The organism is Erwinia sp. E_sp_B01_1, assembly GCF_036865545.1.
Taxonomy (GTDB): domain Bacteria; phylum Pseudomonadota; class Gammaproteobacteria; order Enterobacterales; family Enterobacteriaceae; genus Erwinia.
In genome coordinates, this window is record NZ_CP142208.1 from 3,446,821 (window position 1) to 3,461,547 (window position 14,727).

General features: G+C 52.1%; 14 protein-coding genes and 3 pseudogenes. 5 read left to right on the top strand and 12 right to left on the bottom strand.

Going from position 1 to position 14,727, the window contains the following annotated elements:
• Positions 1-6: 6 nt before the first annotated feature.
• From tssC to VRC33_RS16160, 6 genes and pseudogenes are all read right to left on the bottom strand, one after another.
• Positions 7-1,554, bottom strand: coding sequence for a type VI secretion system contractile sheath large subunit (gene tssC / locus VRC33_RS16135; RefSeq protein WP_338557326.1), 1,548 nt, complete (start codon positions 1,552-1,554; stop codon positions 7-9).
• A gap of 33 nt (positions 1,555-1,587) precedes the next feature.
• Positions 1,588-2,085, bottom strand: coding sequence for a type VI secretion system contractile sheath small subunit (tssB, locus tag VRC33_RS16140; RefSeq protein ID WP_338557327.1), 498 nt, complete (start codon positions 2,083-2,085; stop codon positions 1,588-1,590).
• 571 nt (positions 2,086-2,656) lie between these two features.
• Positions 2,657-2,788: pseudogene (locus VRC33_RS16145) on the bottom strand (peptidoglycan-binding protein); the annotation flags it as partial.
• Positions 2,789-3,042: 254 nt separating this feature from the next.
• Positions 3,043-3,207, bottom strand: a complete 165-nt coding sequence (locus VRC33_RS16150; protein WP_338557328.1) for a hypothetical protein — start codon at positions 3,205-3,207, stop codon at positions 3,043-3,045.
• 274 nt (positions 3,208-3,481) lie between these two features.
• Positions 3,482-3,781, bottom strand: a complete 300-nt coding sequence (locus VRC33_RS16155; RefSeq protein ID WP_338557329.1) for a hypothetical protein — start codon at positions 3,779-3,781, stop codon at positions 3,482-3,484.
• 33 nt (positions 3,782-3,814) lie between these two features.
• Positions 3,815-4,156, bottom strand: a complete 342-nt coding sequence (locus VRC33_RS16160) for a hypothetical protein (RefSeq protein ID WP_338557330.1) — start codon at positions 4,154-4,156, stop codon at positions 3,815-3,817.
• Positions 4,157-4,350: 194 nt separating this feature from the next.
• Between VRC33_RS16160 and VRC33_RS16165 the strand changes: the two genes are divergently transcribed.
• Both VRC33_RS16165 and VRC33_RS16170 read left to right on the top strand, forming a co-directional pair.
• The gene (locus VRC33_RS16165) at positions 4,351-4,674 is read left to right on the top strand and encodes a hypothetical protein (protein WP_338557331.1); all 324 of its coding nucleotides are present in this window, start codon (positions 4,351-4,353) and stop codon (positions 4,672-4,674) included.
• Between the two features lie 196 nt (positions 4,675-4,870).
• The gene (locus VRC33_RS16170; RefSeq protein WP_338557332.1) at positions 4,871-5,083 is read left to right on the top strand and encodes a hypothetical protein; all 213 of its coding nucleotides are present in this window, start codon (positions 4,871-4,873) and stop codon (positions 5,081-5,083) included.
• A gap of 72 nt (positions 5,084-5,155) precedes the next feature.
• On the opposite strand, the gene VRC33_RS16175 is transcribed toward VRC33_RS16170, so the two are convergent.
• A complete protein-coding gene (locus VRC33_RS16175; RefSeq protein WP_338557333.1) occupies positions 5,156-7,090 on the bottom strand; it encodes a methyl-accepting chemotaxis protein in 1,935 nt (644 codons plus the stop codon).
• Between the two features lie 337 nt (positions 7,091-7,427).
• Here VRC33_RS16175 and VRC33_RS16180 point away from each other — a divergent pair.
• A pseudogene (locus VRC33_RS16180) lies at positions 7,428-8,652 on the top strand (MFS transporter).
• 209 nt (positions 8,653-8,861) lie between these two features.
• Here the strand turns inward: VRC33_RS16180 and VRC33_RS16185 are convergent.
• Complete coding sequence (locus VRC33_RS16185) at positions 8,862-9,752, bottom strand: SMP-30/gluconolactonase/LRE family protein (RefSeq protein WP_338557334.1); 891 nt, start codon at positions 9,750-9,752, stop codon at positions 8,862-8,864.
• A gap of 295 nt (positions 9,753-10,047) precedes the next feature.
• On the opposite strand from VRC33_RS16185, the gene VRC33_RS16190 reads away from it, so the two are divergent.
• On the top strand, positions 10,048-10,197 hold the full coding sequence (locus tag VRC33_RS16190) for a hypothetical protein (RefSeq protein ID WP_338557336.1): 150 nt from the start codon (positions 10,048-10,050) through the stop codon (positions 10,195-10,197).
• 119 nt (positions 10,198-10,316) lie between these two features.
• Here the strand turns inward: VRC33_RS16190 and VRC33_RS16195 are convergent, their stop codons facing one another.
• The 4 genes from VRC33_RS16195 to VRC33_RS16210 form a co-directional block, all read right to left on the bottom strand.
• On the bottom strand, positions 10,317-10,604 hold the full coding sequence (locus VRC33_RS16195) for a hypothetical protein (protein WP_338557338.1): 288 nt from the start codon (positions 10,602-10,604) through the stop codon (positions 10,317-10,319).
• 249 nt (positions 10,605-10,853) lie between these two features.
• On the bottom strand, positions 10,854-11,561 hold the full coding sequence (locus VRC33_RS16200; protein WP_338564525.1) for a hypothetical protein: 708 nt from the start codon (positions 11,559-11,561) through the stop codon (positions 10,854-10,856).
• Between the two features lie 151 nt (positions 11,562-11,712).
• Positions 11,713-12,165, bottom strand: coding sequence for a universal stress protein (locus VRC33_RS16205; protein ID WP_338557340.1), 453 nt, complete (start codon positions 12,163-12,165; stop codon positions 11,713-11,715).
• A gap of 12 nt (positions 12,166-12,177) precedes the next feature.
• A complete protein-coding gene (locus VRC33_RS16210) occupies positions 12,178-12,957 on the bottom strand; it encodes an IclR family transcriptional regulator (RefSeq protein ID WP_338557342.1) in 780 nt (259 codons plus the stop codon).
• Between the two features lie 168 nt (positions 12,958-13,125).
• Here VRC33_RS16210 and VRC33_RS16215 point away from each other — a divergent pair.
• Positions 13,126-14,726, top strand: a pseudogene (locus tag VRC33_RS16215) (MFS transporter).
• The last annotated feature ends 1 nt before the right edge of the window (position 14,727 follow it).

A 14,727-nucleotide genomic window follows, 5' to 3' on the forward strand; every position in this document is an offset into this window, starting at 1 on the left:
CTCGCCTTAGGATTTGGCTTTCGGCATCTGGGAAACCAGTGACAGGTTGACGTCCATCCCTTCCACCTGGAAGTGCGGCACGGCATAGAGTTTCACGCGGAAGAAGCCCGGGTTGTCTTCGATATCTTCCACAATCACTTTCGCATCGCGAAGCGGGTGTGACGCCTGCAGTTCATCGCCCGGATCGGTCATTTCTGTCACCAGACCGCGCACCCAGGTGTTGAGCTCGAGCTCGAGCAAACGACGGTCTTTAGTGGTCCCGATATTTTCACGCTGTATAAGCTTCAGGTAATGGGCAATACGTGACAGCAGGAAGATGTAAGGTAGACGTGAGTTGATACGGCTGTTAGCAGTGGCATCGGCGGTGTCGTAAATCGCCGGTTTCTGGGTAGAGTTAGCGCTGAAGAACGCTGCAAAGTCACGATTCTTGTAGTACGACAGTGGAATAAAGCCCAGATTGGCAAATTCAAACTCGCGGGTTTCGGGGATCATCACCTCAGACGGGATCTTCACCTGATTACCGGTGCCGAGGTCGTACAAATGGATAGGCAGGTCCTGAACGGCACCGCCGGCCTGCGGGCCACGGATTTGTACGCACCAGCCGTTGTTGATGAAGCTGCGCACCATATTGGCCGCAAAGGCAAAGGACGCGTTAGTCCACAGGTATTTATCGTGATCCGGGCCTTTAACTTCTTCGACATAGTTGAAGCTGCGCACCGGCACGGTGTCCGGGCCATACGGCAGGCGGCCCAGTACGCGCGGCATGACCAGACCGATATAACGGGAGTCGTCCGTTTCACGGAAGGATTTCCACTTGATATATTCAGCACGATCGAAATAGTTGCCGATATCTTTGATGGCCGCCACATCCTCCATGCTCTCTTTCAGGAAGAATTTCGGGCCTGCTGAGCCGATAAACGGCATGTGCGCTGCGGCAGACACTTTTGAAATATTACGCAGCAGGGCAACATCCTGCGCAGAGGCATCAAACTCGTAAGCGGAAATGAGCGCGGCAATCGGCTCTCCACCCGGAGAATCGTATTCTGCCGTGTACGTATGCTGGTATAATCCGCTCTGAATAATCTCCGGCGCGTCTTCAAAATCCTGACGTAGGTCGTCCTTCGACAGGTCAAGCAACTCGATTTTGACGTTCTGACGGAAATCGGTTTTATCAACCAGCGACTTCAGCCCACACCACAAACTCTCTACCGCCTGAAACTCCTCATGGTGCATCACCGCATCCAGTTGGCGACTAATCTGGTAGTCCAGTTCAGCGATATGATGGTCAATCAGCGTCTTATCGAGTTTTTCGACTTTAGAATCCGATTTGGTCAGGCATTCCAGAAATACCTGCATCCCGGCAGTTAAACGTTCATCAGCGGTCGCATCTGACATCGCCTGCGCGTCCTGCCAGATATCCAGTGCGCTCAGCTCAGACACCGGGTTCAGATTGATTTTTTTAAACAGGGACGCGTAAACTCCACCTGCTGCAGGACGTTCAAGCACCACACTCTCGCCACCCGCGGCATTCTCATTTTTTACAGACATCAACATCTTCCTTATTAATCCGTTAAATCATCGTGACCGTTATGGCTGTTTAGGAGCCAGAGCTGACAATTCGGCTCTGAGTTCTGCGCTTAATGCCGAATCGAGCAAAATGTGTTCCAGCGATTTACGGAAGGTCTGGTTGTCCAGAAGGTTGGCCTTGAGGTCACGGAGCAGGTTACGCATGGCGAGCATCGCCTTCAGTTGCGGTATGCTGGCCGCCACTTGTTCTGGCGAAAAATCTTTCATGCTCTGGAATGTCAGATTGATATTGTCTGCACTGCCGTCGCCGGCCAGGGTATTTTCGACGGACAGGTTTACGGAGGGAGAAAATTCGGCTAACACTGCATCAAAATTATTTTTATTGACGCTGACTGGCTCACGCTCTGACACAGGACGCTGTTCGGCCCCGTTGCTGTAATTGCCCGCCACCATCAGTTTCAGGGGAAGCTCGGTTTTCTTGGTAGCTCCCCCCGTATGTAGATCTAATTTTAGATTAATACGGGCCTTGGGAATTTCGGACTGATAAGAATTAGACATGGCTGTCCCTGTTCTATGGAGTAATAGAAACGGTCAATGCCAGTGAGAAATTAATAAGAACGGCTTACCCTGCCAGAAAAACTTTCCTGTTCACATCATCCAATGTGAATTGAAATACCGGAGTCAAAAGCGAGCACATTCCCTTCACCAGCCGACTGACACTTTTTTCGGGCATTTTTCCGAAGTTAGAAATTTCGGATAAGTGCCTGTGGGCGCAGTGTAGAAACCTCAGGCAGGCCATTGGAAATGGTAATATGTAACTTAATATTACAATAGGCAAATTTAACAAAAATGCATCACAGATATGATTTTTAAGAACTTTTCCTAAAAAACCACACAGGCCTTATGGGATAGGGGTGTACCTGGAATCATCAATTTGACTTAAAGCTAAAAATCATCCAAAACGCGACAGGTTGTATAGAAAATATTATTTTTTTAATTTTTTGTAAAATGAGAATTTATCCACGAATGGGTAAACACAAAGATAGCGATTGATCTCAGAAACACTGTTTTTATTTTTATGCTGATGGGTGATTTCTTCCACAAGGGGGTCCGTATACCCTGACAAACTGCCCAGCGTGACACCGGATAACCCTTCAGGCCAGTGCAGAATGCGGGAAAAATGGGGGTGCCGGTGCTGCCGGAAAGGTTCGACGGCGGTGATATATTCCGATCCTTAGGCATCAAAGGTTATCTGTCCTTCATGAGGTAAGAGCTTCCTTTCATATGAATCATTCCTTTTCAATGCTTAAACTGTGCTCATTCACAGCGAATAATACACCTACAAATAAAATGGACAAGATTGCTATTCTGCTCCTTACTGCTCATCAGGCTACCAGTCTGGATCAGGGACACTGTTTAGCTGGCCCAGCTTAAAATTAACTCACTGACAAAATTATTAGCGGACAGAAAAAAACCGCCCGTAGGCGGTTAGAACAATGTTTAGCTTGCTGTGGATCAGAGAGGCCTGTCTATATCATCTTCATCTTCGTCTTCATCGAGGGGAATTGCATCCTCATCAGAACCTAAAGGCAAATCATTGACATCCTCATCGTCATCTTCACTTTCGGGAAATTCTGCATCATCAGGGAGTGGTTCCAGGTCATCAGGACGTTCAGACATATGCACCTCCATTCACCCATGTGGGTCCACTAAGGATAGAAGCTGGAAATGTTTAAAAGATGCTCAGCTTCACACTACTGATGTAAAGATAATCTGATAGTTTAATCAGCAGTTTTGCTGACCTGCTGACCTGCTGACCTGCTGACCTGCTGACCTGCTGACCTGCTGACCTGCTAAGCAGGATTAGTCGTTTTAAGCCCAAGCCGTTTTTTTTGTCGCCAGCGCCAGATGATCAGCGCGATAGCGAGCAGGATGGCGGGGTATTACCCTAGTCTCAGGTTTTATTCAGGGTATAACTTTTCACTTTGTTGTCATCCAGTTGCACCGTCAGAGTTTTCCCTTCGGTGGTGCTAAGTGCATTGGCCTGGCTGTAGCTCCACATCATCAGAAGATGGCCTTCCGGATAGGGGGTTTCAGTAGTGGGTTGGCCAAACAGTGAGATCAGTTGCTGTCGGGTGGTCTGGCCGTAATGGATTTTTGCCAGGCTGGCATCATCAAAGTTCTCGCCTGAGGAGGAGGTGCAGCCCGCAAGGATCAGCAGCAGGCCTGCAGATAACATCATTTTACTTTTCATTTATAAACACCTGAGCTGGGGGGCCGTGACGCATTAATCCACTTTATCGCAATCATAAGAACCGGATAACCGAATCTGGCTGGCGGAAGTCCGGACAACTTCAACCTTTAAACTGGCTTTGCCGTCCTGATAGAGGTTATCCATGGCCAGCATTCCTGGCGCTCGGGTATTTTTCACCACCAGATGGTACTTCACATTATCGTAATCGCCTTTTTTACCGGTAAAAGTGACTTTCTGCGTTTTGGGTCTGGCTTCATTAACATAGAGCGTGCCATCCTGGTGTTTTTCCAGATGGAAAGGGCCACATTGCACAGCGGCCAGAACCGGCGTGGTCACTGCCATCATTGCTGATAACGCCAAAATTTTTCTCATCATGATGGAAACCTGTTCAGGGTTGAAAGAGAACGATAAATAAATCTGTAAAGGGGTAAAAACCGTTCCTGATGGCTCAGGCTTTACCTGTTTACTGAGTATGCAGGGTAAGCATATCGATAGCCAGGCTGGTATGATTCAGCGGGATAAGTTCCACACAAGTGAAGACCGGGGTTAATCAAAACAAGGAGAAAGATTTGATATCAGCCATCTTTACACTGCGTATGACGCATCCCGTCAGTGATGTTTTGCTGGCGGATCTCAAGGCGCTGCTTCCGTCAGAGTCGTTGCAATTTTTCTGCAATGAGCTGGATGAAGAGTGGCATTACACCCTGCTCTGCCAGCAAAGTGATGAGACCTGCTCGCTGGCCCTCTCAGCCATTATGGTCTGGCACCAGTTAAAAAAGATCGTCCGGATCGATTACCACAATCCCTGCCTGCATAAAGATCTGACCGCCAGCCCTTCCACAGAATTATTTACTCTGCTGAAGATGCCCGGAGCCGTACTGCATCTTTCCTGAGGTTGCTGGCGGACTCAAGCTGCCCATCTGATGACTCCTCCGGTAGAACCAAACGGCATCCTTCCTGGGGTCGCGGCCGGTCGTGAGCAGTCCGGCTGGTGATTTACCGCCCTAAGAGGGTTGTATTCCGCTGATTGATTTTTGCCCTTGTCGCTATGCTGGCGAAAGGTCAATTAAGAGCAGGTTGGAGTACCCGATGTCAGAAAAAGATCCTATTGTTGAGCGTCTCACCGTGGAAGTGCTTGCCCTGAGGCATATCGTGCAGATGCTGATTGCTTACGGCAACGTACCTACCGGCGGAAAACTGAATAAATATCTGCTGAAAGTGGCCGATGATGCCGAGCACCGCGATGACCGTCACGCCAATAAGGCGATTGCCGACGCCATCCGCAGTTACGTGAAGCAGTAAAAACAAAGGGGACAGCCAGCTGTCCCCTTGTTTATTTTTCGGCTGTCCCCCGATGATTCAGAGGCGGCTTCTTTAAGAAGCAGCCACCTTGAACGAAGAGATATCCTTAGCCAGCTGCGAAGCTTCCGCACGCAGAGCCTGGGTATTTTCAGCGGTCTGGTTTACCAGCAACAGGTTTTGCTGAATACTGCGTTCCATCTGCGAAACCGCCAGCGTCACTTCACCAATGCCTTTACTCTGCTCATCACCGGCGACCCGAATCTCACCAACAACCTGCTTCACTTTCAGCACGTCATTCACCAGACTTTCCAGCTGTTCACCCGCCCCTTCCACCAGCTTGCTGCCGGCCAGAACGGTAGTATCAGACTGGCTAATCAGGGTTTTGATCTCCTGGGCCGCATTGGCGCTGCGCTGTGCCAGCGCCCGCACTTCAGAAGCCACCACCGCGAAGCCGCGTCCCTGCTCACCCGCTCTTGCCGCTTCAACTGCGGCGTTAAGCGCAAGGATATTGGTCTGGAAGGCGATACCATCAATCACGCTGAGGATCTCGCCCACACGGCTTGATGAGGTTTTGATTGTCGCCATGGTATCAATCACCTTATGCATTACTTCACTGCTGCTTCGGGCAATCTGTGCCGTCTGCTCGGTAAAGGCATCGGCAAGGCGAGTATTTTCCGCATTCTGCTGCACGGTGGCGTTTAACTGCTCCATAGCGGCGGCACTCTGTTCCAGCGCCGCAGCCTGATCGCCTATTTTTGCAGACAATGCCTGATTGCCTTCCGCGAGGTAGGAAGCGTTAGCCGCGACGTTCACGCCGCTGGCCTGAACGCTGGTGATAACACCGGCAATCTTGTCGACAAACTGATTAAACGACACTGCAATGTCAGAGATCTCATCTTTGCCTGTAGCATCCAGTCGACGGGTCAGGTCGCCATCGCCATTGGCTATCTCATCCAGCGCCGCACGGGTGGATTCCAGACGCGCCGTCATACTTCGGGTAAAGAGCCAGGCGCCTGACAACAGGATTAACAGTGCCGGGATCAGTACCACAAAAATATCCTGCATGATATTACTGGCCAGCGCGGTTACTCTGGCTTGCGGTGTGACCAGGCCAATCACCCAGCCAGTATCCGGCATTTCGAACAATGTTACCTGAGCAGCAGTATGCAGATACTCATCCTGCACATCGTTCAGCGTGACGCTCCCCGGCTGCGTTGAGGCGGCAGCAATCCCCTTTGCCACCGGTTCAAGCCACTTCTGCTCAGCCGCCAGTGCGGTGAATTTCTTCAGGGTTTTATCTTTACTGCCCGGGAAATAGAGCACGTTGCCAGCCTGGTCCAGCGCAAAGGCGTAACCTCCGGTCAGGTTGCCATTCTTCACCATAAAGCCGGAAAGGTTATCCAGCAGAACATCAAAGGTGGCCACGCCCGCAAACTTGTCACCCTGGGTATAAGGCACGCTACAGGTCACCATATTCACGTTAGAAACAGGATCCTGGTAAACTTCTGACCAGCTACATTTGCTGCGGGAAGCCTCTTTACTGGAGGTATACCAGCTTTCATTGTGATACCCCGCCCCGTTGGCATCATTATAGCCATCAGAGTAGTCCAGTGAACCACTGGCGCCGCGTGACCAGAAGAAGCTGCGGCGAGCCACCCCCTCTGTAAAGGCATTCGGTTCCGGCCAGATGCCACCGCCTGCAATACTTTTGTCACCTTTGCTGTCGATAATCTGCGGCAGCACGCTTTTAAACAGATCGTCCTGATGAGGCAGCACTTCGGCCAGGCGGGCCATGCTCACCACTTCCCCTTCAATACGTGTAAGTTGTTGATTAAGCTGACCGACGATATTCTCCCCGGTTTGCTGGATCAGGCTGTTACTGGCTTCGATAACCCTGGGTTGACCACGCAAAGAGATCGCGAGCCAGACAATTAATGTAATAAGCAGCAGCATCGAAATGCCACCTAGCGTCAATTTCCCTGACAGACGAACTGGGATCCCCGGCATAGTGAATTCCTTCATATATGAAACAGGCGGTAGTAATTGCAGAGATAATCAGGGGTAAGAAATGACACCCGATGATTGTTAACCATCATCTGTAAGTGTTATCGACCTGGTACAGGGAAACCTTAGCCGGAGGCAGGAGTCGTGGCAGAGAGGTGTGATATTCCGTGGATATGAAATCGCCCTGAGGACTGTTTTTTCTCCAGCCGTTGCCGCCATTCATACCCCCTGACAGGCATTTCATTCCGCACTGACGGCAGTTCATGCCCTTATCTCCCCGCGCGCGAAAGACCCGTTTTATGATGTGCTTAATTTCTTAACTTTCCCCCGGGAGCTTCTGATGAGCACACAACCCGCCAACAAAAGCGTTAACCGTACCCGCTGGTTAACCCTCTTTGGTACCATCATTACTCAGTTTGCGCTGGGTTCCGTCTATACCTGGAGCCTGTTCAACGGGCAGTTATCGCATAAGCTGGATGCTCCGATCGGCCAGGTCGCCTTCTCCTTTGGTTTACTGAGCCTGGGGCTGGCCGTTGCCTCTTCGTTGGCTGGCAAACTGCAGGAAAAGTTTGGTGTCCGTAATGTCACTATCGGTGCAGGCGTGCTGATGGCGATCGGCTTCTATCTGACCGCTCACTCCAGCAATCTCTTTATGCTTTATCTGAGTGCCGGGGTGCTGGTAGGTCTGGCGGATGGGGCAGGTTATCTGATGACGCTGTCTAACTGCGTGAAGTGGTTCCCGGAGCGCAAAGGATTAATCTCAGCCTGCGCAATTGGGGCTTATGGTCTGGGCAGCCTGGGCTTCAAGTTTATTTGCGGCTACCTGTTGAGCGTCTACAGCCTGGAAAATACCTTTATGATTTGGGGGGCTGGCGATGGTGATGATCATCACCGGAGCGCTGTTTATGAAGGAAGCGCCAGTCCGGCAGGCGAATGCCGGGACAAGCAAAACTGCAACGCGGGATTTCTCGCTGGCTGAAGCGGTGCGCATGCCACAATACTGGATGCTGGCCCTGATGTTCCTGACCGCCTGTATGAGCGGCCTGTATGTGATTGGCGTGGCAAAAGATATCGGTGAAGGCCTGGTAAACCTGTCGACCCAGACGGCCGCCAATGCCGTGACAATCATTGCCATCGCTAACCTGAGTGGTCGCCTCATCCTGGGCGTGATGTCCGATAAAATGGCCCGTATCCGGGTGATTACTCTGGCTCAGGTTGTCTCACTGGTCGGGATGAGCATCCTGCTGTTTACCCATATGAATGAAACCACCTTCTTTATCTCCATTGCCTGCGTTGCCTTCAGCTTCGGCGGCACCATCACCGTCTACCCTTCACTGGTCAGCGATTTCTTCGGGCTGAACAATCTCACCAAAAACTACGGCCTGATTTATCTCGGCTTTGGTATTGGCAGCGTGATGGGGTCGCTGATTGCATCACTGTTTGGTGGCTTCACCATTACCTTCAGCCTGATTATGGCGCTGCTGGTAATTTCACTGATTATGTCAGCCACTATCCGGTTACCGCATCGTCCGCTGGAAGAAGAGAAAAGATTGCAGCACGCCTGATAAAAAAGCCAGGGTTGAGCCGCCCTGAGGGTATTGACAAAGTGCAGGCTCAGGGAGCCTATGCCTCTCACAAAGACGCAAAAACCGCCCTCCGTGTAGCAGCGCATCACGGGCCGTCCAGGGCCCGTGATGCTTTGTTCAAGGCCCAGGCTCCCATCGCTTCAGGTCTTGTTAGCAGTCTGTAGGGCGGGAGAATTCCCGCCCTTTTTTTACCGGCCAGCGACTGCCTGAAACAGCGGTTCGGCAATTCCCGCCACCTCTACTCTTACTGCAAAGAGATCCCCTGACTGCGGATACTGCGCCAGTTCCTCTGGCGTGCGGTCTTCGCGTGAGCTGGTGATATAAAGTGTTTTCAGATCTTCACCGCCAAAAGCCACCATCGTCGGCCAGCGCACCGGTAGCGGGATTTCATCAACTATCCGGCCGTCAGAAGGATCGAGGCGAATAATTCGCGAACCATCAAACATGGCTGCCCAGTAGAACCCTTCACTGTCTACCGCTGCGCCATCCGGTAACCCGCCCTCTTCCTGTACAAACCTCTGCAGCACTTCACGGGGACCGATTTCGCCCTGTTCATCCATGGGATAGCGCCAGAGAAGGCCATTAGGGGTGTCGGTCTGATACATCCAGCGGTTGTCCGGCGAGAACGCCAGGCCGTTTGAAATCTTGATGTCATCGGCCTGCACGGTAAGGTTCAGATGTTCATCAACGCGGCAGAGCAGTCCGCCGTTGCGGTCCTGTGGCTCCCATAAGGAACCACACCAGAAGCGGCCGTGCCGGTCCACACGTCCGTCATTGAAACGGCTGAGTTCGGCCTCGCCCGGATTCGGTGCGATGCGTTCAACGATCTGCCCCTGATTGTCCAGCATACAGACTCCGCTACGCAGTGCAGCGATAAACCCGCCCTGAGCATTCAGGCCATAACAACCGATATGTTCAGCTACGGGAAAGACACGGTGTTCCCCCGTTTGCGGATTAAAACGGTGCAGCGCTGGCGCGAGAATATCCACAAAATAGAGTACCTGTTCGCTGACCGACCACACCGGGCATTCTCCCAGTTCTGCCTGAGCTGACAGTACGTTTTCAACCTGATATCGCATAGTATTTCCTTAATAGGGGTTTGCCTTAAGTCTACTGCATAATCCGGGCTGAGCGAGCATTAAGGTGAAATTGATTCTTATTAAGGTTATGATGCTCAAAGATTAAATTGAGAGCATTCCTGAACGAAAAGCTTTTTTTAGGGCTTATCTTATTTATGATTATTTTACAGATGCCATGCTTTATGTGATGGAATTATTTTGAAATATTTGCCTAAATAACTCTACAATAGTGGCATCATTCCTCCACTTTTATCCCGTAAAGTTGTCTTCAAGGAAAAGTGAAGGAGTATTCATAATGAAAACAATGATGAAAGTAATAACGGTTCTGGGCGTGATGTTGATGCTGAATGGCTGTATAGTACATGACGGCTATCGTGGGGGACATCACGGCGGCGGCTATCATGGCGGCGGTCACCACGATCGTGGCCACCACAGAGGCTGGTAACTAAGAATTATAAGAGGGTAAAATTATTTACCCTCAAGCGGGCAAAGCCTGCACACGGCAATAAAAAAAGAAAATAGTGAAAAATATTGGGCGGGAATTTTTCTCCGCCCTTTTTTCATTTAGCTTTTAATGCTGTAGTTGCACTGATACCAGGCCTTCATTAATCCCGGCAGCCGGCTCTCCTGCGGTTTAATAGGCTCAACTTTATCAAACCCACGCTCTGAACAGTAATGTTCCACATCCTCATCCAGCGCGGTTCTATTTACGGTAGTGGGATTGAAGCGATACTGCACAGCATTGACCGCAGGATCCTCATCAATTTTTTCATAGGCTCCGGGCTTACTGGAAGTACATCCAGCCAGGGCAAACAGGGCGACAAATAGTGCGCCAGTGACAATTTTGTTCATTTTTAGCTCCTTCCGTTGGTGCGGCATAATACCAGCCCGGCTTTCCATCACCATCGGAAAAGCCTGCATTTGCACTTTATTTACCCGGCAATTGCACTCTTTTACCAATTGATTCGATTAGGAAAGCCTTCTGGCACTAATTGTAAAGGGGTGCGATGATCAACCCGGACACCATTTGATGTCTGCCAACACCTGTATTACTTAGAATAACAATATGTTATGCCCGCGGCGAGCGGGCTTTTTTTTGCCTTAACTGGCATTACCGTCAAGAATTATACGCAGGACTTCCGCCGAATTATTAACCGGGAGTGCCAGAACGGACTGATACAGGTCAATCGTCATATCGCACAGTTTGCCTTTATCGGCATCCGGTTCTGTCGGGGCATTCAGCGTCTGCAGGGCGCTCCCCCACTTGCCATACAACGTTCGCACAATGGCCTGTAACTCTTCCCGCCCTTTAGCCACATTCACCGGCTGCTCCGCTCCATGGCTGTGCAGCAGAAAGTCATCCAGCGTGGCCATCTCTCTGTCGGTCAACGCCCTGGGCAGAAATTCTGCGGTATTCACGCCGCCTTCAATCTGTGGAAACAGGTATCTGAAACAGAGCTCAGCGTCTTTTTGCCTCAACACTTTCATCTCTTCCAGCGCCACGGCCATGTAGTCATGTAGCTGCTGATTACCTGCCCGGCTGATACGCTGATTAAGCAGATCGGCCAGCATCGGGCGCAGATGCTCCAGAGCCTGAGACTCATTGCTGCCCTGCTCCAGCGCATGCATAAATTCCTGATGAAGCTTCTGATAGAGTACCGGCTGCTGAATTTTGATGGTGCGGTAGACGGGCATCGTAGCCAGCCTTTGTTCCGCCTCTGCCAGGCGGGCCTGCTGCTGTTGCAGGGGAGCCACATAGCCAAAGTAGTAGAAATTACCGGCAGCAATCAGGACAAAACTGGCAAGCACAGCCGTTCCGTTACCGATCTTGCCGCGTTTGTTCAGCCAGGAGAGAGAAAAATGACCGCGAGGCCTGCAAGAAGTGAAATAAGCGTGGCGTAAGACATGTAAATACGTACCTGAATGAGCGGGCCGCATTCAGCGGCCCCGAAAAGCAGAGTCAGTCAATGCGGACGTCGACCAGTACCGGACAGCTGGCCCGTTCAATAACGGCAGCGCTGACCGAACCTTTTAACAGTCGGTTAAAGGAAGAGAGATGGCGGCGACCCATGATAATCATTGCCGCCTGCAGATCGTTAGCCTGAGAGACGATGGTTTCAGCGGACTCACCGGCTACCACACGCCCTGTAGAACGGACTCCGGCGCGATGCAGTTCCGCCAGTGCCTGACGTACAGCACCTTCGGCGGTATTTTGCTCATCCAGCGCGCAGCCAAAGTCGCTGGGATCTTCCCCGGCTTCAATAACGTAAGTCCCCACCGTGCTGGCGTAACTGGCATCGACACAACACAACACCACCACATCAGCATCCTGCGCGCGGGCCTGTTCGGCCGCCAGCGAGATCACTTTGCGGGCAATAGCTGAATTATCAACAGCGACTAAAAGCGTTTTCATTTCCCTCTCCTGTCAGTCACGTAAGGCCGCTTTGCCTATCTCATCCACCAGCGCTTCTTTGCATTTGAGGATCTCCTGTCGGTAGAGCGCCTCATGCTTCTGAAAACGGGTAGAAGGAACCAGCAAGCTGATGGAAAAGCGTCCCAGAATGGTATCAATCGCCACCGCCATGGTGGAGATCCCTTCCAGCGTTTCGCCGCGATCGTAAGAGAGACCGGTACGGCGGATCTCCTTTAATCGTTCAAGCAGCTCAGGAAACGCCTTTACGGTCAGATCGGTCATCGCTTCATAGGCATCGCCTACCAGCGCCCGGGCCATTTCATCACTCTCAAGCGCCAGCAGCGCTTTGCCACCGGATGTGCTGTACAGCGGCAAATTCAGGCCGATGCGGGGTACCACCCGTAGCTCACGATCTGCCACAACATAATGGACGATGGCCAGCTGTACACCGCTGGCACGGGCCAGCGAGACCGTTTCGCCGGTGGCATCGCACAACGCCTGTAGCCAGGGTTGAGCAATCGCCACCACATCGGTATGCAGGGTAGCAATCAGCCGCAGTAAGGCTGGCCCCAACCGCACCCCGCCCGCTCCGGGGCTGCGCACCAGCTGCACCGAATCCAGAGCAGCGACAATGCGTTGTACCGTCGAACGGGGCAAATCGACCACCTGAGCAATTTCGCCCAGGCTCATGCCATCAGGCCTGTCGCCCAGGGCATTCAAAATCTTTGCTGCACGTGAGATCACCTGGATTCCACCCGTTCGCTCATCTTCACGCAGTGTAGGGTCAGACATAAGCTTTTGCTCCTTGCTGGATGTCGATACTTTAGCACTTTTTTACTGTTACCGGCAGGCTGTATCACATTGCAATACACCTAATCACCCTGTAATATCGCCGGGAAATGTACCACAATGCAATACAGTGCATCACGATTTATTCCTGGCATTTTACGGAGCCCCGCTATGACTGTTCCCCCCGCAGCCCCACCTGCTGCCCATCCTTTTACCCTGCGCCTGGCGCTGGGACTGGTGGGCGTGCTGATTGCTGCGCTGACCTCGGGATTAAACGATCGTGTAACCGATTTAGCGCTGTCTGACGTGCGGGCGGCAACAGGCTTTAGCTTTGACCAGGCGAGTTGGATTACCTCCGCTTACCAGGCGGCTGAAGTGGCCGCCATGATGATTGCCCCCTGGTTTGCCGTCACCTTTTCACTGCGGCGTTTTACCTTAACTGTCGCCACAGGTTTTGCCGTGGCGGGTGCCCTGCAACCTTTTGCTGCTACGCCTTCGCTGTTTATCGCGCTGCGAGTGATTCAGGGGATCTTTGGGGGGGCGATGCCGCCGATGTTGATGACGGTTGCGCTACGTTTTCTGCCACCGACCATAAAACTTTATGGCCTGGCCGCCTACGCCCTGACGGCGACGTTCGGCCCCAATATTGCAGCTTCGCTGGCCGCCTTCTGGACCGACTCTGTTGGCTGGCAGTTTGTTTTCTGGCAGGTGGTGCCGCTGATCCTGATAGCTACCCTGCTGATTGGCTGGGGGATCCCTCAGGATCCGACGCGTTTCGAGCGGTTCAGACAGATCGATCTTTTTGGCATGCTGACGGGCTGTAGCGGAATTGCCCTGTTAATTCTTGGGCTTACCCAGGGCGAGCGGCTGGACTGGTTTGCTTCGCCACTGATTGCTGGCATGTTGCTGGCCTCTTTTGCCCTGCTGACGGTCTTCTTTATTAACGAGTGGTTTCACCCGCTGCCGCTGTTCAAATTACAGATGCTTGAGCGTAAGAATCTTACCCATGGTTTACTGGTGCTCGCCGGCGTACTGATGGTTGGCCTCTCGGGTTCTGCCCTGCCCTCTGCCTATTTCGGTCAGGTGGAAGGATTCCGCACCCTGCAGTTTGCGCCTCTGGCGCTGACGATTGGCCTGCCTCAACTGATAATCGCGCCTTTGATGGCTGCCCTGCTGAATATCCGCTGGATCGACTGCCGCTGGATGCTGACCTGTGGGGCCGGGTTACTTTGCGTCAGCTGCCTGATGGGCATGCAGCTGACCGGAGAGTGGGCGCGGCAAAACTTCTGGATCATTCAGCTGTTGCAGGCTTTTGGTCAGCCCATGCTGATCCTGCCGGTACTGATGAGTGCGACCAGCGTGGTGCAGCCCCCGAAGGCCCGTATGCCTCGGCCATGTTTAATACCGTACGCGGCTTTTCCAGCGTGGCTGCCGGTTGTCTGGTGGAGAACTTTCTCACCCACCGCGAGAAATTTCATTCCCATACGCTGGTGGATAACCTTGGAAACCGTCCCTGGCTGATGACCGCCGATACGTCGGCCAGTGCCAGCAGCCTGACCCCTCTTCTGCCAGATGGCAGCGCCAGCTCTACAGAAAATCTGAGCCACTTTGCCACGCTGCTTAAGCATCAGGCAGTCATTCTGAGCATCAGCGATGCCTATATGCTGATCGTTGGCTTTGCTCTGCTGCTGGTATTGCTGACAGCCTGGCTGCCAAAACGCGTTTATCCGCCACAAACTCTTCTTCAACACGCCGTAAAAGCAACGAGATAAG

Bases quoted from the DNA above. Each gene is read 5' to 3' on its own strand.
- tssC (WP_338557326.1), bottom strand. From the start codon at position 1,554: ATGTTGATGTCTGTAAAAAATGAGAATGCCGCGGGTGGCGAGAGTGTG.
- tssB (WP_338557327.1), bottom strand. From the start codon at position 2,085: ATGTCTAATTCTTATCAGTCCGAAATTCCCAAGGCCCGTATTAATCTA.
- VRC33_RS16150 (WP_338557328.1), bottom strand. From the start codon at position 3,207: ATGTCTGAACGTCCTGATGACCTGGAACCACTCCCTGATGATGCAGAA.
- VRC33_RS16155 (WP_338557329.1), bottom strand. From the start codon at position 3,781: ATGAAAAGTAAAATGATGTTATCTGCAGGCCTGCTGCTGATCCTTGCG.
- VRC33_RS16160 (WP_338557330.1), bottom strand. From the start codon at position 4,156: ATGATGAGAAAAATTTTGGCGTTATCAGCAATGATGGCAGTGACCACG.
- VRC33_RS16170 (WP_338557332.1), top strand. From the start codon at position 4,871: ATGTCAGAAAAAGATCCTATTGTTGAGCGTCTCACCGTGGAAGTGCTT.
- VRC33_RS16175 (WP_338557333.1), bottom strand. From the start codon at position 7,090: ATGCCGGGGATCCCAGTTCGTCTGTCAGGGAAATTGACGCTAGGTGGC.
- VRC33_RS16185 (WP_338557334.1), bottom strand. From the start codon at position 9,752: ATGCGATATCAGGTTGAAAACGTACTGTCAGCTCAGGCAGAACTGGGA.
- VRC33_RS16190 (WP_338557336.1), top strand. From the start codon at position 10,048: ATGAAAACAATGATGAAAGTAATAACGGTTCTGGGCGTGATGTTGATG.
- VRC33_RS16195 (WP_338557338.1), bottom strand. From the start codon at position 10,604: ATGAACAAAATTGTCACTGGCGCACTATTTGTCGCCCTGTTTGCCCTG.
- VRC33_RS16205 (WP_338557340.1), bottom strand. From the start codon at position 12,165: ATGAAAACGCTTTTAGTCGCTGTTGATAATTCAGCTATTGCCCGCAAA.
- VRC33_RS16210 (WP_338557342.1), bottom strand. From the start codon at position 12,957: ATGTCTGACCCTACACTGCGTGAAGATGAGCGAACGGGTGGAATCCAG.